This window comes from Bacillus sp. CGMCC 1.16607, assembly GCF_042683745.1.
In the GTDB taxonomy this organism is placed as follows: Bacteria; Bacillota; Bacilli; order Bacillales; family Cytobacillaceae; genus Pseudoneobacillus.
Genome location: NZ_JBHUJX010000018.1, coordinates 333,731 through 355,258, shown reverse-complemented (window position 1 = coordinate 355,258; position 21,528 = coordinate 333,731). Strand labels below are relative to the sequence as shown.

The window sequence follows — 21,528 nt, the reverse complement described above, 5'->3', positions numbered from 1 at the left end:
GGAGGAAGAATGAAATGGTTGAGAGACAAGTAGAGGTAAAACTGAAAACAGGATTACAGGCACGACCAGCTGCTCAATTTGTTCAAGAGGCAAACCGTTTTTCATCAGATGTTTTTTTAGAAAAAGACGGTAAAAAGGTCAATGCGAAAAGCATCATGGGACTAATGAGTTTGGCAATTAGCTCAGGATCAATGATTACCATTACAACAGAAGGCCATGACGAATCAGAAGCATTAGATGCGCTGGAAAAATTTATTCAACATGAGGGATAGAAAAAAGGACTGAGGTTGCCTCAGTCCTTTTTTCTATAGTATAGCGCAGTAGCACTAAGTCCTATTTTTCACTCTTCTTTTTATCTTCTAAAACATTACGCGTAATGATGCTATCAATTAAACCGTATTCTTTCGCTGCCTCAGCTGTCATAAAATTGTCACGGTCTGTATCTTTTGCGATGACTTCCATCGGTTGGCCAGTACGCTCAGCTAAAATTCCGTTAAGTTTGTCTCGTAGGAAAAGAATGCGTTTGGCAGCGATTTCGATTTCTGTCGCCTGACCTTGTGCACCACCAAGTGGTTGATGAATCATAACTTCGCTATTTGGTAAAGCAAATCGTTTACCTTTTTCACCAGCTGCAAGTAAGAAAGCACCCATCGATGCTGCCATCCCGATACAAACCGTCGATACATTCGGTTTAATGTATTGCATTGTATCATAGATCGCCATTCCAGCAGTAATACTTCCACCAGGGCTATTGATGTAAAGGGTAATGTCCTTTTCAGGATTCTCTGCCTCTAGAAAAAGTAATTGGGCAACAATGCTGTTAGCAACGTGGTCATCGATACCACTTCCTAACATAATGATGCGGTCTTTTAAAAGACGAGAGTAGATATCATAGGCTCTTTCGCCACGGTTCGTTTGCTCAATAACTGTAGGTATCAAATTCATTATTATTTCCTCCTTGAATATAAGGTGAAACTTCTATCAGAGGGATCTCATCCCGCTGATTAAGTTAGAAGATTATGTATTGTTATCATACACTGATGGTCAATTAAGGTCAAACAATTCGATTGCCTATATAGATGAAATCGTTCGACAACTTTTACTCATCATAACCAGTTTCGGATTACTTTAATCAGAGCAAACCTAGTAAATTGAATAATTCTTGCAAAGAACCTAAACCTTTTATATAATGTAAAGGCACTTGCAGTAAATATGCGCCCGTGGTGCAACGGATAGCACGTAAGATTCCGGTTCTTAAAATGGGGGTTCGATTCCCTCCGGGCGCGTTAATAGGATAAAAGAGTGGCAAACCTAGTAATGAGGTTTGTCATTTTTATTTTTAACAAAAAAACACTCCATTTCAATGAAGTGTCCGTACCTATAATTAATACCCATTTGTTAACATAAATAACTTAAAGGAAATAAATAATGCACCCATTCCTGCAATAGGAGTACCAATAATTTCAGGTAATTTTATGAAATTTACTAATCTATATAAAATGGTTCCTGAAATCATCATGACAAGAATGTAAAGGACTAGTTGAACCATATTCTCATTCATTATTTTTTCTAAAGTATTTATTATATCCATATGATCCATACCTTTTTAGTTAATTGAAGGAGAAGGAAGCTTGGTCGGTACTCCGAGCTCCCTTGCCAAAGAAAAAGAATAGTTTGAGTATTCTTCGCTAGTTCTAATTTACTATATTTCGACATGTATCGTCAAATTTTTTAGGTATTTTGTCGGATTCGTTACGTTTAAAGGTTAGAATATGAATTATTCAACTATTTTTGAACGGATCATCACCTTTATGTAAACGCTTCCATTTTATTCCCATTCACCAAACTCACACATTATTGTAAAATAAGGGATAAGGGGTGAGTGTGATGAGTTTCAAACAAGGGCTTTTTCAACAACAAAGCTTGAAATTAACAATGACACAGGAGCTTTCACAGGCGATTGCGTTATTACAATATTCTACACAGGAGCTAACTGAGTTCCTTGAAAGTAAAGCATTAGAAAACCCACTCATCCAAGTCGACCCAACGGCTGTGCCTGTGAACCCTCTTGCAGACCGAAAAAAGAAACGAAAAGCAACGACCACTACCATTCAAAATGACTGGCTAGAACAAATAGGTGAACATAAAAAGTCAATTGTCGAACATTTAATGGCACAAATTCCTTTAAATGATGAGATTAAGCCCTTAAGGCAAACACTCAAACTTTTAATTCAATGCATTGATGAAAATGGGTATTTAGCAGAGTGTCCGGCATGTAATAATGTTCCTTCTGATCATTTGGAAAAAAGCATCGCGATCTTGCAGGCAATGGAGCCAGCAGGAATTGCAGCAAGGTCTTTACAGGAATGTTTGTCGATTCAGCTAAAAAGAATGCCAACTCCACACCCATTAGCAATTATTCTCGTAGAATTGCATTTTGAAGCCTTTGCCGATAAAAAATGGAAAGAACTATCCAAACAACTCCAAGTCAGTTTAATTGATATTCAGTCTGCTTTTGATCTTATTCAAACCTTGAATCCGAGACCAGGAGCAAAATATATGACAGAATCGACGGCCTTTGTCGTTCCTGATATTGTTGTCGTTTGGGATGGCAGTGAATATTCGATCACAGTCTTTGATGAACTTTTACCGAAAATTTCATTTAATCAAGCTTATTATCATCAATATGTAAGTTCTGATGATAAACAAGTATCTCGTTATATGGAAGATCAGGCTCAACAATATCAATGGCTCCAAAAAAGCCTGGAACAAAGGAAAGAAACACTGCAAAAAGTAGCTCTTAAGATTGTCGAGAAACAACCCGATTTTTTCAAAAGTGGGCCATCGAACTTAAGGCCGATGACGATGAAGGAAGTAGCGGATGAAATCGAGATCCATGAGTCAACGGTAAGTCGAGCCGTTCGGGAAAAATATGTGCAAACACCATTTGGTATTTTTGAACTAAAATCGTTTTTTACTAGCTCGATTCAAACGACAAATGAGGATTCGACCTCATCTACTCAAGTGAAAGATGCTTTAAAGAAACTAATTGATAACGAAAATAAGCAAAAACCACTTTCTGATCAAGAGATCGTAGCGCTATTAGAAGATCAAGAGGGTATCGTAGTTTCACGTAGAACGGTCGCGAAATATCGCGATCAGCTAAGCATTCCATCCTCTTCTAAAAGGAAAAGATACGATCATTAAAGGGGTAAAATGAAAAATGCCGACACTAATTTTTTATACAAGACAAAAATGTTCCTTATGTGACAAAGCAAAAGTGGTCATAGAGGAGCTCCATCAAGAAATGGAATTTGAATGGATTGAAAAAGATATAGATGAAAGTGATGAGTTAACGGAAAAGTACGGGCTGATGATTCCAGTAGTTGAAATAGACGGGGAAGAGGTTGAATACGGCCATATTAATAAATTTATTATTAGTAAGCGGTTACAAGAAAGCATATAGCTTGAAACTCTTTTTTACTCCTGTTAAAATGAAAATTGTAGCAGGGGTGATTTTTTTTATCCTTAGTGGGACATAATTTGTCTAACAGGGACATTTTCTGTCCACCTAGACTGAATAGTGGCATGAAGGAGTTTTGACTTATGTATTCATTGATTGATATACAAAAGAAATTATTACCTGACCTGCTTGAAATTATGCAGAAACGATATCATATCCTTCAATATATCTATCGAATGCAGCCGGTAGGAAGAAGGAGTTTAGCCCAAAGCTTAGGATTAACGGAGAGAGTTTTGCGCAGTGAGGTTGATTTTTTAAAAGATCAACACTTGATCTCGGTTAAAAGCGTCGGGATGGAGGTTACTTCTATCGGAATCGACTTGTTAGAAAAGCTTGACTCGGTGATGAGGGAAGCGGCGGGTATCGACGTGATGGAAGAGCAATTAAGGCAACGCTTTAATATTCGTAAAGTGGTGATCGTCTCTGGTGATAGCGATGAATCTCCTTGGATAAAAAGTGAATTAGGTAGGGCTTGTGCAACAAGTATGAAGGATTTCATTCGTGGTAATGAAACGATCGCCGTTACTGGTGGAACAACGATGGCTGCTGTGGCCGAAAAATTAACACCTGATCTCACAAGGGATGATTTGTTATTCGTTCCAGCAAGGGGTGGAATTGGTGAAGATGTTCAAAACCAAGCAAATACAATTTGTTCAATTATGGCAACTAATACGAAACAAAAACATCGAGTTTTTTATGTTCCTGATCAGGTAAGCGACGATATTTATGAATCCTTTATGAAGGAACCAATGATTAAAGAGGTGCTTGATAAAATCCGTTCAGCTAGCATGGTTTTACACGGAATTGGAGACGCTATAACAATGGCAGAGCGCCGTAAAACGAATCCTCAAGATTTGGAAAAAATGAAAGCGGAGAGAGCAGTGGGCGAAGCGTTTGGATATTATTTTAATGAAGCCGGTGAAGTTGTTCATAAAGTACTTACGGTCGGCCTTCAATTAAGCGATTTAGACCATATCCCCAATGTCATAGCTGTAGCTGGAGGATCTTCAAAAGCAAAAGCGATTCGCGCATACATGCAAAAAGCTCCAACTTCAACCATTCTAATTACGGATGAAGGGGCAGCAAAACGTTTGTTAGTTGACTAACCCTAATATGTTAGCAAAATATTTTTTAATAAATATAACCCTTAAACAATAAAAGGAGGAAATAAAAATGGCAGTAAAAGTTGGTATTAATGGATTTGGTCGTATTGGACGTGTAGTTTTTCGTGCAGCATTAAATAACCCAAATGTAGAGGTTGTAGCGGTCAATGATTTAACAGATGCAAATATGTTGGCTCATCTTTTAAAATACGATTCCGTTCATGGAACTCTTGATGTAGATGTGAAGGTCGATGGCGACTACTTAGTAGTTGGCGGCCACAAAGTGAAAGTAATTGCTGAACGTGATCCTGCAGCGCTTCCTTGGGGAGAGCTTGGTGTCGACATCGTCATAGAATCGACTGGCCGTTTCACGAAGCGTGCAGATGCAGCGAAGCATTTAGAAGCGGGTGCGAAAAAGGTTATTATTTCTGCGCCAGCTAATGATGAAGATATCACAATTGTAATGGGTGTAAACCATGATAAGTATGATGCAGCAAACCACCATGTCATTTCAAATGCATCTTGTACAACAAACTGTTTAGCCCCATTTGCTAAAGTATTAAATGACAAATTTGGTATTAAGCGTGGAATGATGACGACGGTTCATGCGTATACAAATGACCAACAAATTTTAGACCTTCCACATAAAGACTACCGTCGTGCACGTGCAGCGGGAGAATCCATTATCCCAACTTCAACAGGTGCAGCTAAAGCAGTTGCGTTAGTATTACCTGAATTGAAAGGGAAGTTAAATGGGATGGCGATGCGTGTTCCAACTCCAAACGTATCTGTTGTCGATTTAGTGGCTGAACTTGATAAAACGGTAACCGCAGATGAAGTGAATCAAGTATTAAAAGATGCGGCAGAAGGCGAATTAAAAGGAATTTTAGCTTATAGCGAAGAGCCTTTAGTGTCTCGTGATTACAATGGAAACGCAGCTTCTTCAACGATCGATGCACTATCAACGATGGTATTAGAAGGAAACATGGTTAAAGTTCTATCTTGGTATGACAACGAAACAGGCTATTCCAACCGCGTAGTCGACCTTTGTGACTACATCGCACAAAAAGGACTATAAAACATTCATAATAAAGTTGGAATTGAAGAATAGAACCGCTATAATGAATATTGGAAAATTAAGCTAGTCTTTAGAAAGGGGAGCGGGGAAAAATCCCCACTCCCCTTTTTAACACGTTACCACGTCGGGGGTCAGTCCCCCACCACTATAACGCATTAACGCATCGGGGGTCTGACCCCCAGTGCGTTAATGTGGTAAAGTGTTATTTTATTTCGATTGGGAGGTTCTTTTGTGATGAATAAGAAGTCTGTGAAAGATGTGGATGTGAACGGGAAGAGAGTATTTTGCCGTGTGGATTTCAATGTGCCGATGCAGGATGGTCAGGTAACGGATGATACGAGAATTCGTGCTGCTTTGCCAACGATTCAATATTTAAGTGAGCAAGGGGCAAAGGTTATTTTAGCAAGCCATCTTGGCCGCCCAAAAGGAAAAGTAAACGAAGAAATGCGTTTAACTCCTGTTGCAGCACGACTTTCTGAGCTTCTCGGCAAAGACGTCCAAAAGGCTGACGAAGCATATGGAGAAAGTGTTAAACAACTCATCGCTGAAATGACAGAAGGTGACGTCCTTCTTCTTGAAAACGTGCGCTTCTACCCTGGTGAAGAGAAGAATGATCCTGAACTGGCGAAAGCCTTTGCTGAACTCGCTGATCTGTATGTAAATGACGCCTTCGGTGCAGCACACCGTGCCCATGCCTCAACTGAAGGAATCGCGCACTATCTACCAGCCGTTTCTGGACTCTTAATGGAAAAAGAACTAGATGTTCTAGGCAAAGCTCTTTCCAATCCTGAAAGACCATTTACCGCAATAATTGGTGGCGCTAAAGTAAAAGATAAAATAGACGTGATTGAAAATCTCCTTGAAAAAGTCGATAACCTTATTGTCGGTGGCGGACTGGCGAATACTTTTGTAAAAGCGAATGGACATGAAATCGGAAAATCGCTTTTAGAAGAAGATAAAATCGACTTAGCAAAATCGTTTATGGATAAAGCAAAAGAAAAAGGTGTTAATTTTTACATACCAGTTGATTTTGTTGTAGCCGATGAATTTTCAGCTACAGCAAACACAAAAGAAGTAGATGTGACGGAGATCCCAGCCAATTGGCAAGCATTGGATATCGGACCAAAAACAGCAGCCATTTATAAGGATGTCATCGAAAAATCAAAGCTAGTTATTTGGAACGGACCGATGGGCGTGTTTGAATTTGATGCCTTTGCAAACGGAACAAAAGCCGTAGCACAAAGTCTAGCAGACGCAAATGACACGTATTCTGTCATTGGTGGAGGCGATTCTGCAGCAGCAGTGGAGAAATTCCATCTTGCTGATAAAATGAGCCATATCTCCACTGGTGGCGGAGCATCGTTAGAGTTTATGGAAGGTAAAGCACTTCCAGGCGTTGTCGCATTAAACGATAAAGAAAACTCGCCGATTGGCTAGCCTTAAGGCGAAGACAGAGGGGTAGTTGCACTTATGCGTTCAGAATTTATGGATATAAATTCTGATTAGCGAAATAAACCAACTTTTTAAAAAGTGGCCAGTTGTAACAGTACGATAGTTTCATTTAGATCAACCTTTATAAAGAGGTCTTAAAGTGGAACAAAGAAAAAGGATAAGGAGAAAGGATGGAACCTAGATGCGTAAACCAATCATTGCAGGAAACTGGAAAATGCATAAAACTCTTTCGGAAGCAAATAGCTTTGTGGAAGAGGTGAAAGGTTTAGTGCCAGCGAAAGACAAAGTGGAGTCTGTGATTTGTGCACCAGCGCTTTTTTTAGAAAGTCTAGTTTCAGCTTCAAAAGGCAATGAGGTAGAAATTGGTGCTCAAAATATGCACTTTGAAGAAAACGGTGCATTTACTGGTGAGATCAGCCCAGTAGCTTTATCAGATCTTGGAGTAAATTATGTCATATTAGGGCATTCTGAACGTCGTGAAATGTTTAATGAAACCGATGAAGCAGTAAATAAAAAAACATTAGCCGCTTTTAAGCATAAACTCACACCAATCGTTTGCTGTGGTGAGACGTTAGAGCAGCGGGAAGCCGGACAAACTAACATGCTCGTTGGAAACCAAGTGAAAATAGCTTTAACTGGATTAACCGATGAGCAAGCAAAACAAACAGTCATTGCTTATGAACCGATTTGGGCGATCGGTACAGGTAAATCTTCATCTCCTGCAGATGCGAATGAAGTATGTGCTCATATTCGTCAAGTGATTGCAGAGCAATTTTCCACAGAAGTGGCTGATGAGGTTCGCATTCAATACGGTGGTAGTGTAAAGCCAAGTAATATTGCCGAATACATGGCACAACCAGATATTGACGGAGCTCTTGTAGGTGGCGCGAGTCTAGAATCCACCTCATTCTTGCAATTATTGGAGGCAGGTGTGAAATGAGCAAATCACCTGTTGCTTTAATCATCTTAGACGGATTTGCTTGTCGAAGCGAAAGAAAAGGGAATGCCGTTGCTCAAGCGAATAAACCGAACTTTGACCGCTTTTGGAACGAGTATCCACATTCTCATTTAACGGCTTGTGGAGAGGCAGTCGGATTACCAGAAGGGCAGATGGGAAATTCAGAAGTCGGGCATTTAAATATTGGTGCGGGAAGAGTTGTGTATCAAAGCTTAACCCGTGTGAACGTCGCCATTCGTGAAGGTGAATTTGAAAGAAATGATACCATTTGCGCTGCCATGGAGCATGTGAAAAAGAATGGGACGAATCTTCATCTGTTCGGTCTTCTGTCAGATGGTGGTGTGCATAGTCATATCAACCATATGTTTGCTTTGTTGAAATTAGCGGCTGAAGAAGGCGTGAAGAACGTATATATTCATGCGTTCCTTGATGGACGTGACGTAGGGCCACAAACAGCAGGTGGCTATATCGAGCAGACATTGGAAAAAATGAAGGAGTATGGTGTTGGCCAGTTTGCCACGATTTCAGGCCGCTATTATTCAATGGACCGTGACAAACGTTGGGAGCGAGTGGAAAAATCGTACCGCTCGATGGTGTATGGAGAAGGACCAGCGTATACAGAGCCAATGGAGGTCATTGAAGACTCTTATAAAAATGGAATCTACGACGAATTCGTTCTTCCTTCTGTTATAACAAAGGAAAACGGCGAACCGATTGCCACTATTGCGGACAATGATGCCGTCATTTTTTACAATTTCCGTCCAGACCGTGCCATTCAAATTTCTAATACATTTACGAACGAGGATTTCCGCTCCTTCGATCGTGGGCCAAAACATCCGAAACACTTGCATTTCGTTTGTTTAACTCATTTTAGCGAAACAGTGGATGGATATGTTGCATTTAAACCGACGAACTTGGATAATACGCTTGGTGAGGTGTTATCTCAAAATAGTTTAAAGCAATTGCGTATTGCGGAAACTGAGAAGTATCCCCATGTGACCTTTTTTATGAGTGGGGGTCGAGAAGCTGAATTCCCAGGCGAAGAAAGAATTTTAATCAATTCGCCGAAGGTTGCTACATATGATTTACAGCCTGAAATGAGTGCATTTGAAGTGACTGATGCACTTGTAAAGGAAATCGAAGCTGATAAGTTCGATGCCATCATCTTAAACTTTGCAAACCCAGATATGGTTGGGCATTCAGGGAAGCTTGAGCCGACAATCAAGGCGATCGAAGTCGTGGATGAATGTCTCGGCAAAGTTGTTGATTTAATTTTATTAAAGGGTGGTTCGGTCATTATTACTGCTGATCATGGGAATGCTGATGAGGTTGTCACACTCGAAGGAACACCAATGACGGCACATACGACGAATCCCGTCCCTGTTATTATCACGAAACAAGATGCCAAGCTTCGTGAAGATGGCATTCTTGGAGATTTAGCACCAACTATGCTAGATTTATTAGGTATAACAAAACCAACTGAAATGACAGGCACAACATTAATTCAGAAATAAAGATTTTTAAAAAAAATAGCCATTTATCAAAAGGAGAGATTTTTCATGCCATTTATCGTAGACGTATATGCTCGTGAAGTATTAGATTCCCGCGGAAATCCAACAGTTGAAGTGGAGGTTTTTACAGAGTCAGGCGCTTTCGGACGCGCAATGGTTCCAAGTGGAGCATCGACTGGAGAGTATGAGGCGGTTGAACTTCGTGACGGAGACAAGGACCGTTACCTTGGAAAAGGTGTGTTAAAAGCGGTTGATAATGTGAACGAAATCATCGCTCCATTTCTTGTTGCTGAAGAATTTAATGTGTTAGACCAAGTAGGAATCGATAAAGCTCTAATCGAGCTAGATGGTACAGATAATAAAGGTAAACTAGGAGCAAATGCAATCCTTGGTGTTTCGATGGCGGTTGCACATGCAGCAGCAAACTACTTAGATATTCCTTTATACCAATACTTAGGTGGATTTAACGCGAAGCAGCTTCCTGTTCCAATGATGAACATCGTCAACGGTGGAGCACATGCGGATAATAACGTAGATATTCAAGAGTTTATGGTAATGCCAGTTGGAGCAGAAAGCTTTAAAGAAGCGCTCCGCATGGGTGCTGAAATTTTCCATAGCTTGAAATCCGTTTTAAAAGGAAAAGGTTTAAACACAGCTGTAGGTGATGAAGGTGGATTCGCTCCGAACCTAGGTTCGAACGAGGAAGCACTTTCAACCATCATCGAAGCGATTGAAAAAGCAGGCTACAAACCAGGCGAGCAAATTATGTTAGCGATGGATTGTGCAGCTTCTGAAATTTACAACAAGGAAGATGGCAAATACCATTTAGCAGGCGAAGGTGTTGTGAAAACTTCAGAAGAAATGGTTGCTTGGTACGAAGAGTTAGTGTCTAAATATCCAATCATCTCGATTGAAGATGGTTTAGACGAAAACGACTGGAAAGGTCACAAGCTTTTAACAGAGCGTATTGGTAAAAAAGTTCAATTAGTTGGCGATGACTTATTCGTAACAAATACAGAAAAGCTAAGCCAAGGTATTGAACAAGGAATCGGGAACTCTATCCTAATCAAAGTAAACCAAATCGGTACATTGACAGAAACATTTGACGCGATTGAAATGGCGAAGCGCGCTGGCTATACAGCGGTTATCTCCCACCGTTCTGGTGAAACAGAAGATAACACGATCGCTGATATTGCTGTTGCTACAAACGCAGGTCAAATTAAAACAGGTGCACCATCCCGTACCGACCGCGTAGCGAAATACAACCAACTACTACGCATCGAAGACCAACTAGGCGACACAGCACAATACCTAGGCCGCAAATCCTTCTACAACCTAAAATAATGATTCCAAGAGGGGCAAACATTGCCCCTCTTTAACACATTAAATCGGCGGGGGTCAGTCCCCATTGCTTTAATGTGTTAAAGAATAGGAGCTTTTTAACAGCTATTGTCCATTTTAGAAATTTGTGATAAATTAGTAATAATGCATTATGTACGTTTTACAGGAGGTGTCTTTCATGCACACGTTTTTAGTTGTATTATTAGTTATCGTATGTATCGGCCTTATTCTATCTGTGCTTTTACAATCAGGGAAAAGTGCTGGACTATCTGGAGCTATTTCCGGTGGAGCAGAACAATTATTTGGTAAACAAAAGGCAAGAGGACTTGACCTAGTGCTACACCGTATTACAATCGTTTTAGTTGTATTATTCTTCCTACTAACGATTGCAGTAACCTATTTTAAATTATAATACCCATTAAGCCGTCCTAGAAAAAGGGCGGCTTTTTAACGCTTTAAAGCATTGGGGGTCAGTCCCCCATCGCTTTAAAGCGATGAGGGACTGACCCCCAATGCGGTGATGCGCTAAAGTGCCAATACATTCGTTTTTCTGGAATGTTCGTCCCTACTTTGTTAAAACTAATAAAGAGAATATAAGGATTATGAATTTCATGGTTAATTAAGGAGATTGAAATAAATGAAAATCGCGTTACCTAAACCATTCACCTTTGAAGGTGGAAAAAGGGCTGTGCTTTTATTACACGGATTTACGGGGAATTCTTCTGATGTCCGCATGATTGGTCGATTCCTTGAAGCAAAAGGCTATACTTGTCATGCACCTCAATATAAAGGCCACGGTGTTCCCCCTGAAGAACTCGTACATACAGGTCCAGATGATTGGTGGGAGGATGTTCAAAAAGGCTACCAGCATTTAAAAGATAAAGGACACAATGAAATAGCTGTCGTTGGATTGTCACTGGGTGGGGTATTCTCTTTAAAATTAGGTTACACTTTACCTATAAAAGGAATTGTCCCAATGTGCGCACCGATGCATATTAAAAGTGAAGAAGTCATGTATAAAGGAATCTTGGACTACGCTCGCGAATATAAAAAGCGAGAAACAAAATCTGACCAGCAAATAGAGCAAGAAATGGCTGAATTTGAAAAGACACCAATGAACACATTAAAAGCATTGCGAGGCTTGATTCAAGAGGTTCGGAAAAACGTGGATATGATTTACGCTCCAACGTTTGTCGTTCAAGCGAGAAATGATAATATGATCAATACAGAAAGTGCCAATATCATTTACAACGAAATTGAATCACCATTCAAAGAAATCAAATGGTATGAAGAATCAGGTCATGTCATCACCCTCGATAAAGAAAAAGACCAATTGCACGAAGATATTTATCAGTTTTTAGAAAAATTAGATTGGATAGACTAATATAAACAAATATAAAAGGAGGTTAGCAAATGAGTGAGATTCAAAACCACATCGACCGGATGCTGCGTTACATGAAGGATGAAGCTTATAAGCCGTTAACCGTTCAAGAACTGGAACAGGCTTTTGGAATCGAGGATTCCGCTGACTTTAAAGATTTCGTCAAGGCACTTGTAATTATGGAAGAAAAAGGACTAGTCGTTCGCACAAGAAGCAATCGTTATGGCTTACCTGAAAAAATGAACCTTATCCGTGGAAAATTGGCTGGGCATGCGAAAGGGTTTGCTTTCGTCATTCCTGATGAACCGGGGATGGATGACATTTTTATCCCACCAAATGAAACGAACAATGCAATGCACGGAGACACCGTACTAGCTCGAGTGACAACGGAAACCTCAGGTCAACGACGTGAAGGGACGGTAGTCCGAATTTTAGAACGGGGTATCCAACGCATTGTCGGAACCTATGTAGAAAGCAAGCATTTTGGCTTTGTCATTCCCGATGATAAAAAATTCGCCAGTGACATTTTCATACCGAAAGCTGTATCCAAAGGGGCAGTGGAAGGTCATAAAGTAGTCGTTCACTTAACCAGTTACCCTGAAGGTCGAAAAAGTGCGGAAGGGGAAATTACTGAAATCTTAGGTCATAAAAATGATCCAGGTGTCGATATTCTATCTGTCATTCATAAGCATGGCTTACCAATGGCGTTCCCAGAGGAAGTCATTCAACACGCCAATGAAACACCTGACGAAATCGATCCGAGCGAAATCGGAAACCGCCGCGATTTACGTAATGAAGTGATCGTCACCATCGATGGCGCGGATGCAAAGGATTTAGACGATGCCGTTACGGTGGAAAAATTGGCCAGTGGAAATTATAAGCTAGGCGTACATATTGCGGATGTTTCCTATTATGTGACGGAGGAATCACCTATCGATCGTGAAGCAGCTGATCGTGGCACCAGTGTTTACTTAGTTGACCGAGTGATTCCGATGATCCCTCACCGTTTATCGAATGGGATTTGTTCATTAAATCCGAAAGTCGATCGCCTAACTTTGTCTTGCCATATGGAAATTACCCCAACGGGTGAAGTAGTCGGGCATGAAATTTTTCAAAGTGTCATTAAAACGACAGAGCGCATGACCTATACGGATGTGAATAAAATTCTTGTCGACCAGGACGAAGAGTTAATGAAGCGCTATGAACCACTTGTTCCGATGTTTCAAATGATGGAGCAATTGGCTGCTATTTTAAGAGAAAAGCGGATGAACCGTGGGGCAATTGACTTTGATTTTAAAGAAGCAAAGGTTTTAGTCGAAGAGGATGGAAAGCCAATTGATGTTGTGTTACGTGAACGTTCGGTAGCTGAACGTCTCATTGAGGAGTTCATGCTCGTAGCAAATGAAACGATTGCCGAACATTTTCATTGGATGGATGTACCGTTTATCTACCGGATTCACGAAGACCCAAAAGAAGAAAAGCTGCAAAGATTTTTCGAGTTCATCACAAACTTTGGCTATCTTGTAAGAGGAACAGCCAATGACGTTCACCCACGAGCACTACAGCAAATTATTGAAGAGGTGCAGGGGAAGCCTGAGGAAATGGTTGTTTCAACTGTGATGTTACGATCGATGCAACAGGCGAAATATGATCCAGATAGTTTAGGTCACTTTGGCTTATCGACCCAATTTTACACCCATTTTACTTCGCCAATCCGTCGTTATCCTGATTTAATTGTCCACCGCTTAATTCGGACTTATTTAATTGAAGGAAAACTCGACGATACAACGAGAGAAAAATGGAATGCCAGACTTCCGGAAATTGCAGAACATTCATCGAAAATGGAGCGTCGTTCCGTAGATGCGGAGCGAGAAACGGATGAACTGAAGAAAGCCGAGTTCATGGAGGATAAAATTGGTGAAGAATATGATGGAATCATCAGCTCTGTCACGAATTTTGGTATGTTTGTCGAGCTACCGAATACCATTGAAGGACTTGTTCATGTTAGCTATATGACCGATGATTATTACCGTTTTGACGAACGCCATTTCGCGATGATTGGTGAGCGAACAGGAAATGTGTTCCGAATCGGTGATGAAATTACCGTCCGAGTAGTCAATGTAAACAAAGAAGAAAGATCAATTGATTTTGAAATTGTTGGCATGAAGGGCACTCGTCGTGAAAGAAGTGATACGAAAAAGATTTTTAGAACGAAAGGTCCAGGTGAAGGTGGACGCGGTTCTGGAAGAGGCGGTGGTCAAGGACGTCCTGCAGGCTCTGGGGGACAAAAACGCCGAGGAGAAGGACGCCCATCAGGTTCAGGCGGTCAAGGTCGTAAGGGTGAAGGAAGATTTTCATCCAATCAGGCTGGAGAAAGTCGAAATGCTTCAAGCGGAGGCGGAGAAGCGAAGAAACCGAAGAAAAAGCGTAAATTCTTCGAAAATGCGCCAGGTGCCAAACGGAAACCGAAAAAACGTAAGTAATAAGGGACTGAGCTGAATCATTGATTCAGCTCACTTTCATCCTTGTGAAAATTTTGGTAGAATAAAAAGATAAACGATGTTTGAAAGGGGAGAGACAAGTGCCAAAAGGGGAAGGGAAAACGGTCGCTCAAAACAAAAAAGCGTATCATGATTTTTTTATTGAAGATACATATGAAGCAGGACTTGTCCTTCAAGGAACTGAAATTAAATCGATCCGTGCAGGAAAAGTAAACCTCAAAGATTCGTATGCTAGAATTCAAAATGGTGAGGCTTGGTTATATAGCATGCATGTGAGCCCGTATGAACAAGGGAATCGATATAATCATGATCCACTCAGAACACGAAAGCTACTTCTTCATAATCGGGAAATTAATAAGCTTATTGGTGAGACAAAAGTGACAGGCTATGCACTCGTACCTTTAAAATTGTACTTAAAAAATGGTTATGCGAAAGTATTAATTGGTCTAGCTAAAGGTAAGAAAAACTATGATAAGCGTGAGGATTTAAAACAAAAAGAAGCGAAGCGGGAAATCGAAAGAGCGTTTCGTAGCCGCCAGAAGGAATAGAGTGCTTACTGGAATTTATTTTACAATAACTTACAATTGAAATTCGATTGCTCTGTGTTATAATAATAAATGTCGACGGGTTCTTATCCGGCGATGAATAACTTAGCTCGAGGAAATCAATGAGCTTCCGAACGTCACGCATGCCTAATCAGCTGCTGACCATTTTATAATGGGGACGCTACGGATTCGACAGGGGTAGTTCGAGCTTAGGTTGCGAGTCGAGGGGATCGGCCTCGTTAAAACGTCAAAGCCTATAACTGGCAAAACTAACAACAACTTAGCTTTCGCAGCTTAATACTGCATAGCTGTTCGCCCGTCCATCGCCTATGTGGTACGGTAGCGGACTCACTCTTAGTAGGCTACGCCGGAGTCCACCGTCTGAGGATGAAGGAAGAGAACAACCAGACTAGCTGACCGGACGCCTGTCGATAGGCAGATGGATCAGTGAAACGCGAATATGTCGACTACACTCGTAGAAGCTTAAGTGGCGATATTTCTGGACGTGGGTTCGACTCCCACCGTCTCCACCAAATACATATTTGGTGGTTTTTTATATTTGTGTGACTTTAACTATAATCTTGCCGTTTTGGCAACTTTATGCTTAAAAATACTTTCGGCAAATAAATACTTCAAAATACTGGAACAAGATTAATAATTATAACTAAAAATAGTAATAAGCAGAAATGTGCAAGCTTTCGAGCATATTTTCTGCTTATTTACGTTCGTCAGGAAGAGTCCTACAACTGAAACTGATGTAAGATTTAATTGATATAGGAAGTAATTATCCGAAAAATGTTGATAACATAAAGGAAAAAAGGTAGAAAAATCTAATTATGAACAAAAAGCCAATCAACTAGATTTGATTGGCTTTTTGCCCTAATGAAACATAGTTTTCTTCCTCTTAGATTTGTTTATCAGGTAAAGAAGATTGCTATAGACCCACCCAGATTCCCTTTGATATTATAGATTGGCATTTAAGGGGGGACGTTCTTATGGAGGAAACAAAATATCAAGATCTTAAACGCGGTGAAACGGGAGCAATGATTAGCATTATTTCTTATATATTTTTATCCATATTGAAAGTGGTCATTGGTCTATGGGCGGGATCGGAAGCATTAAAGGCAGACGGTCTAAATAATGCAACCGACATTGTTGCTTCTATAGCTGTATTAATAGGGTTAAAATTTGCCCAAAAGCCAGCCGATAAAAATCATCCATACGGGCACTGGAAAGCTGAGACTGTCGCATCTATGGTTGCTTCATTTATTATGGGGGCAGTGGGTATTCATGTAGTTTATCAGGCGGTTCATAAATCAATTATTGGAGAATATCAATCACCAGAATTGATTTCTGCATGGGCAGGTATTTTCGCTGCTGTTGTCATGTACTTTGTTTATCGATATAACAGAAACCTAGCTAGAGAAATCAAAAGTCAATCTGTTATGGCAGCAGCAAAGGACAATTTATCCGATGCATTGGTCAGTATAGGGACTGTAATTGGAATTATTGGTTCTCAACTTGGAATCTCGTGGTTAGATCCAGTGGCTGCAATAATTGTGGGATTAATCATATGTAAGACAGCTTGGGAAATCTTTAGAGATGCCTCTCACCATTTAACAGATGGTTTTGATGAAGAAGAAATACTGATTTATAAGGAAGCGATTCTTCGCACTAAGGGAGTAAGAGCCGTTAAGGATATTAAAGCGCGGTATTATGGTAATAATCAAGTGGTTGACGTGGTCATTTTAGTACAATCTGAGCTTAGCCTAAGAGAAGCACATAATATCGCTACGAATGTGGAGAATGAATTAGAAGAAAAACATGAAGTATATAACGTTCATGTTCACGTTGAACCTCTTGTACAATGATTTTAAATTAGCTAAGGATATTTACTTAATGAAACACCTCGAATTTTGAACTTGCACATTATGGGATGTGGTGATTTAGTTTTATTAGCCAGAGTATTTCGTTCGGGGTAGGAACTAGCAAAAATACTAAAGGACGATAAAGGCGATTCATACTCCGTTCCCTTCGATAAACAGAAACCTGATAGCATTCTTAGATTGACTTATTTTAATTTCTTCGGGCAAGAAAAGGGTAGTTTAAAGAACATAATATAATTTAACTTAATTTACTAAAACAGCGGCTATCTTCACTAGTTTGTAACTTCTGTTATTATTGAATTGTGTTGACAAGATGTAAGTTGGAGTTTCCATGTTTTTGGAAAAAATCATCTATTCAGGTTATTCAGCGAATTAATACACCATTTTGTAATGCAGAACGGAGAGGTGATTAGGCGAAATTGAACCGAAAGATTGTTAAGCACAAGATATTACGAGTTTTTTATGAGATAAAAAACGTTGGTCAATTTTCTAACCAACGTCATTTTTTAGATGGATTCCTTGTAATATAGCTTAGTCTTTAATTTATCCCGACGTATCTATTCATTCTTGTTCCTGAATAAATTTAACGGCATTTAAACCAATCATTTGGGAAGGTATGGAAGTGTTGCCATCTGGTAAAATGGGGGAAATGGAAAGATCGGCGACTTTTAGGTTCTTGGTACCGAAGACATTCAGATATCCATCTACAACTCCGTCATCAATACTCCTAGCCATCTTGCATTGACCTCCAAAATGGAAAATATTGCGATATGAAGCTCTTGCATATCTTTCTAAATTTTTACGGCGTTCTTCTCTATTTCTAATCTCAAATATTTTTTCAGGTGGGTATACGACTTTATAAATGCCTTCAGGGTCAAGTTCACGTGCTTTCTTCATAATGTGGAAGGTCTCAATATACTGATCAATCATGAAATCCAGGTCATCAGGATTTCCAAGCGGATTAAGGTCGATGGAAGGATATGCCTCAGGGTCGCTGTGTGAGGCCAATATCGAACCCCTACTTTTGGGGTTTAGGTCAAAAAGCCAATGCTCATAATATTGCTCTGCTTTTTACGATCAAACCCCCAATTATTAGACAGTACATCTGAAGTAGGGAGAAATGTTGGAGTTGGGGATCCATATATTTGAAGGCGGCGACCTCCTCTTCTACCCTCCCCTTTAAAAGCGCCTAATGGAAATGGATTGTCTGGATCTGCAGACATGAGATCTAAAATTCGATTGGTTTTAACTTCTACTCCCATTCCAATCGTAAAATGAGCTTGAAAGTTATGCCCCACATTTGGGCTGTTTATAAGGGTTTCAATACCTGCTCTAGCCAGATCATTCGGGTGCCCAATTCCAGAACGTTGTAAAATAACAGATGAAAAATTACCAGCACTAACAATTATCCCTTTTTTAGCAAAAACCCTATTAGTTTTACCGTTTCTGACAAATTCAACGCCCACGGCAACTTGAATTCTTCCATCTTTTTCAAATAGAATTTTATTCACTGTTGTTTTGGTGAAAATTACTAATTTTCTGTTACCCACTCCAACTTCATCTGGATGGAACTCATTTCCTTGTGTAACAATATTGCTACCTAAATATCCTGTGGCTGTAGAAGAACGAACGAACTTTCCATTTACTTCCTTATTTAAAAATTGTGATTTGAAAAATGTACAATCTCTTATTCCAGTATTGTAATCCTCAACAATGGGAATATTTAATACAGCAGATGCTGCTCTTGCTAACGTAACGGTAAGCCCATCCTTTGGAATGGATTGCTGTTTGACAAAAATGGGGCCTCTTCTTCCGCGTTCTTCGGATTCTTGCGTATTCCCCGTATAAGTTTCATTTTTTATAAATAAAGAACTTACGTTGTTATAACTCCATTGAGATCCAACTAGTTGTGCCCACTCATCATAAAGTTCTCTGCTTCCCCGTACTGCATACATAGCATTATGCTCGGAGCTTCCCCCTATTGCTCTCCCGCTTGATATTCTGAGCTGCTGATTCCCTATACTAGGCTCTGCATTTGAAAGCATATTAAAGGAATGTCTATTATCAGAAGCTAAAATTCCAGATACTGCACCAGAAGGACTGCTTAGCCCCTTAACCATATTTGTTCCTGGTTCTAGGACGATTACAGAAGTAGATTTGTCATCCGTTAATTTTTTTGCAACCACTCCCCCAGCAGTTCCAGCCCCGATTACAATATAATCAAAAGTATTTTTTTCGGACATTTTATCATTCCCTTCACAAAGCCTATTAAGTCAGACTACGAGTCTTTTTATATGTATTATGATTATCTACCTATATGTGAGTGTCCACGTTACTTTTTCATACCTCCTGAGCCTTTGACCTTAGTACTAATTACTTTTTAGGGACAAAGGTAAGAAATGAAAATGATTTCCGATACTTGTAACTTCCAACTATCGAATTCGTCTAAATAGAGAAATAAAATAAATATTAGAAAATTATCTTTATCGACTAAGTAAATTGTAAAGAAATAATTGAATATACGGACGAGAAGGTGATTATATGAGAAATCATTTAAAAATAGGAGTACTCGTATCTTTGTTGTTTTGCTTGATACTTGGTGCAGCTTTGCCCTCATCAAATGCCGCTATCAGTAAAAAAACTATAGGTTATCAATTTGTTAATGGGCTTGTTTCATTCGAGCAAAAAGGGAAGTTTGGCATGATGGACAACAAGGGAAATGTTGTCTTAAAGCCACTTTATGAAGAGATAACTCAATCAAAGAGAGTTCATTTATTAAGAGTCAAAAGGAATGGTAAATATGGGTTTATCAATCAAAGGGGTAAAGTACTTGTTAAGCCTATCTACCATTATGCAGCTGATGGTTATAAAAGTCCGATCCTAGTTGAAAGGTACAATAAATACGGTCTAATCGATACAAAGGGAAAAACAATCGCTCCACCAAAGTATGAAAAAATTGGAGAATTTCACAACGGAGTCGCCTACTACAAACGTAAAGGAAAATACGGACTTATCGATACAAACGGAAAAATAATCGTTTCACCTAAGTATGAAAAAATCGGAGAATTTCACAATGGAATTTCTTATTACAAGCAAAATGGTAAATACGGAATGATAAACAAAAGTGGGAAAATCGTTTTAGTCCCTACCTATGATAAAATCAGCAAAAACTCAAATGGTGTATTCAATGTCGTTCTCAATAAAAAAAGCGGTCTGATCGATAAGCAGGGAAACATCATTGTCTCCCCAACCTTTGATAGTATCGGATTCATTCAAAATGGCTTAGCATCTATTCGAAAGGGAGACAAATATGGTCTAATCAGCTTAAAAGGGGAAATCTTGATTGAGCCTCAATATGATAAGATTCGACCATTTTCCAATGGATTTGCTCAAACCTTACTGAATGGAAAGTACGGATTCATTAATTCGGAAGGAAAAGTAATAGTGGAGCCAATTTTCAACGTAGTAAGTGCCTTTAGAGAGGGCTTGGCTTCCGTGGAAGTTGATGGAAAGATTGGATTCATTGACTCTACTGGGGCGATGGTGATAAAACCAATTTTTGAGAAAACGGAAAATGGGGATGAAACAGCGCTTTATGTATTTAGAAAGGATGGAGCGGTGGTCACAAGGGACGGAAAGTTTGGAGTCATTAACCGAAAAGGCGAGGTCATTCTTGAATTCAACTATGACTTTATTAGTTGGTTTAACCAAATAGGTTTAGCGATTATCCGTCAAAATAATAAATATGGTTTTATTAACGAGACAGGTAAAGTGATAGTAGAGCCAACCTACGACCATATAAGGATGGCAACCTATGGAGATGGTCTATTGAATGGTGATTATTTGATTTTTGAGCAAAACAATAAAGAAGGTGTGATAAACAGCAAAGGGGAAGTCATCATCATACCAAAATATGATCGAATTGATTCTATGGAAGATACAGGACTATTAAGAGTGATGACTGGTTCAAAGTACGGAATTGTGACCGAAACAGGGAAAGTTATAGTCGAACCAAAATATAATGAAATTAACTCCTTTTCGAATCAGTATGGTTATTTCTATATAAACGACAATGGAAAATATGGATTCATCAATAAAGCTGGAAAAATCGTAATTTTACCTGAATACGACAGCTTAGGTGACTTCCATGAAGGACTTCTCTATGTAAAAAAGGACGGAAAAGCAGGATTCATCGACAAAGATGGAAAGGTCATTATTAAGTTAAATTACTATTAATCTTATAAGTCCC

Annotated in this window: 19 protein-coding genes, 1 tRNA gene and 1 other RNA gene; 17 read left to right on the top strand and 4 right to left on the bottom strand. The window is 39.5% G+C overall.

Going from position 1 to position 21,528, the window contains the following annotated elements:
• Positions 1-14: 14 nt before the first annotated feature.
• The gene (locus tag ACFSO7_RS11920) at positions 15-272 is read left to right on the top strand and encodes an HPr family phosphocarrier protein (RefSeq protein WP_377877532.1); all 258 of its coding nucleotides are present in this window, start codon (positions 15-17) and stop codon (positions 270-272) included.
• Between the two features lie 61 nt (positions 273-333).
• Here the strand turns inward: ACFSO7_RS11920 and clpP are convergent, their stop codons facing one another.
• Positions 334-945: an ATP-dependent Clp endopeptidase proteolytic subunit ClpP gene (clpP, locus tag ACFSO7_RS11915; RefSeq protein ID WP_377877531.1), complete on the bottom strand. Its 612-nt coding sequence runs from the start codon at positions 943-945 to the stop codon at positions 334-336.
• A 269-nt stretch (positions 946-1,214) separates the two neighbouring features.
• Here clpP and ACFSO7_RS11910 point away from each other — a divergent pair.
• Positions 1,215-1,286, top strand: a tRNA-Arg gene (locus tag ACFSO7_RS11910).
• 98 nt (positions 1,287-1,384) lie between these two features.
• Here ACFSO7_RS11910 and ACFSO7_RS11905 read toward each other — a convergent pair.
• Positions 1,385-1,591: a hypothetical protein gene (locus tag ACFSO7_RS11905; protein WP_377877530.1), complete on the bottom strand. Its 207-nt coding sequence runs from the start codon at positions 1,589-1,591 to the stop codon at positions 1,385-1,387.
• A 296-nt stretch (positions 1,592-1,887) separates the two neighbouring features.
• On the opposite strand from ACFSO7_RS11905, the gene rpoN reads away from it, so the two are divergent.
• The 14 genes from rpoN to ACFSO7_RS11835 all read left to right on the top strand — a co-directional run bounded on the left by rpoN (position 1,888) and on the right by ACFSO7_RS11835 (position 17,264).
• The gene (gene rpoN, locus ACFSO7_RS11900; RefSeq protein ID WP_377877529.1) at positions 1,888-3,207 is read left to right on the top strand and encodes an RNA polymerase factor sigma-54; all 1,320 of its coding nucleotides are present in this window, start codon (positions 1,888-1,890) and stop codon (positions 3,205-3,207) included.
• Between the two features lie 16 nt (positions 3,208-3,223).
• Positions 3,224-3,466, top strand: a complete 243-nt coding sequence (locus ACFSO7_RS11895; RefSeq protein ID WP_377877528.1) for a glutaredoxin family protein — start codon at positions 3,224-3,226, stop codon at positions 3,464-3,466.
• Positions 3,467-3,606: 140 nt separating this feature from the next.
• The gene (locus ACFSO7_RS11890; RefSeq protein ID WP_377877527.1) at positions 3,607-4,629 is read left to right on the top strand and encodes a sugar-binding transcriptional regulator; all 1,023 of its coding nucleotides are present in this window, start codon (positions 3,607-3,609) and stop codon (positions 4,627-4,629) included.
• A 67-nt stretch (positions 4,630-4,696) separates the two neighbouring features.
• A complete protein-coding gene (gap, locus tag ACFSO7_RS11885) occupies positions 4,697-5,704 on the top strand; it encodes a type I glyceraldehyde-3-phosphate dehydrogenase (protein ID WP_377877526.1) in 1,008 nt (335 codons plus the stop codon).
• 234 nt (positions 5,705-5,938) lie between these two features.
• Positions 5,939-7,141, top strand: a complete 1,203-nt coding sequence (locus ACFSO7_RS11880; RefSeq protein WP_377877525.1) for a phosphoglycerate kinase — start codon at positions 5,939-5,941, stop codon at positions 7,139-7,141.
• 196 nt (positions 7,142-7,337) lie between these two features.
• Complete coding sequence (tpiA, locus tag ACFSO7_RS11875; RefSeq protein WP_377877524.1) at positions 7,338-8,096, top strand: triose-phosphate isomerase; 759 nt, start codon at positions 7,338-7,340, stop codon at positions 8,094-8,096.
• Complete coding sequence (gene gpmI, locus ACFSO7_RS11870) at positions 8,093-9,628, top strand: 2,3-bisphosphoglycerate-independent phosphoglycerate mutase (protein WP_377877523.1); 1,536 nt, start codon at positions 8,093-8,095, stop codon at positions 9,626-9,628. Before tpiA ends, gpmI begins: the two co-directional genes overlap by 4 nt.
• Before the next feature lie 45 nt (positions 9,629-9,673).
• Positions 9,674-10,969: a phosphopyruvate hydratase gene (eno, locus tag ACFSO7_RS11865; protein ID WP_377877522.1), complete on the top strand. Its 1,296-nt coding sequence runs from the start codon at positions 9,674-9,676 to the stop codon at positions 10,967-10,969.
• A gap of 175 nt (positions 10,970-11,144) precedes the next feature.
• Positions 11,145-11,378, top strand: a complete 234-nt coding sequence (gene secG, locus ACFSO7_RS11860) for a preprotein translocase subunit SecG (protein ID WP_377877521.1) — start codon at positions 11,145-11,147, stop codon at positions 11,376-11,378.
• Positions 11,379-11,603: 225 nt separating this feature from the next.
• Positions 11,604-12,350: an alpha/beta hydrolase gene (locus ACFSO7_RS11855; RefSeq protein ID WP_377877520.1), complete on the top strand. Its 747-nt coding sequence runs from the start codon at positions 11,604-11,606 to the stop codon at positions 12,348-12,350.
• Between the two features lie 29 nt (positions 12,351-12,379).
• Positions 12,380-14,830 (top strand): ribonuclease R, encoded by a 2,451-nt coding sequence (gene rnr, locus ACFSO7_RS11850; protein WP_377877519.1) that lies wholly within the window; start codon positions 12,380-12,382, stop codon positions 14,828-14,830.
• Between the two features lie 98 nt (positions 14,831-14,928).
• Positions 14,929-15,396: an SsrA-binding protein SmpB gene (smpB, locus tag ACFSO7_RS11845; protein ID WP_377877518.1), complete on the top strand. Its 468-nt coding sequence runs from the start codon at positions 14,929-14,931 to the stop codon at positions 15,394-15,396.
• 171 nt (positions 15,397-15,567) lie between these two features.
• Positions 15,568-15,926, top strand: a transfer-messenger RNA (tmRNA) gene (gene ssrA, locus ACFSO7_RS11840).
• Between the two features lie 462 nt (positions 15,927-16,388).
• Positions 16,389-17,264: a cation diffusion facilitator family transporter gene (locus ACFSO7_RS11835; RefSeq protein ID WP_377877517.1), complete on the top strand. Its 876-nt coding sequence runs from the start codon at positions 16,389-16,391 to the stop codon at positions 17,262-17,264.
• A gap of 576 nt (positions 17,265-17,840) precedes the next feature.
• Here ACFSO7_RS11835 and ACFSO7_RS11830 read toward each other — a convergent pair.
• Positions 17,841-18,287: a GMC family oxidoreductase gene (locus ACFSO7_RS11830; RefSeq protein ID WP_377877516.1), complete on the bottom strand. Its 447-nt coding sequence runs from the start codon at positions 18,285-18,287 to the stop codon at positions 17,841-17,843.
• A 23-nt stretch (positions 18,288-18,310) separates the two neighbouring features.
• A complete protein-coding gene (locus tag ACFSO7_RS11825; protein ID WP_377877515.1) occupies positions 18,311-19,522 on the bottom strand; it encodes a GMC family oxidoreductase in 1,212 nt (403 codons plus the stop codon).
• A 298-nt stretch (positions 19,523-19,820) separates the two neighbouring features.
• Between ACFSO7_RS11825 and ACFSO7_RS11820 the strand changes: the two genes are divergently transcribed.
• Entirely contained in the window at positions 19,821-21,515 is a 1,695-nt protein-coding gene (locus tag ACFSO7_RS11820) for a WG repeat-containing protein (protein ID WP_377877514.1), read from the top strand.
• Positions 21,516-21,528: the final 13 nt, after the last annotated feature.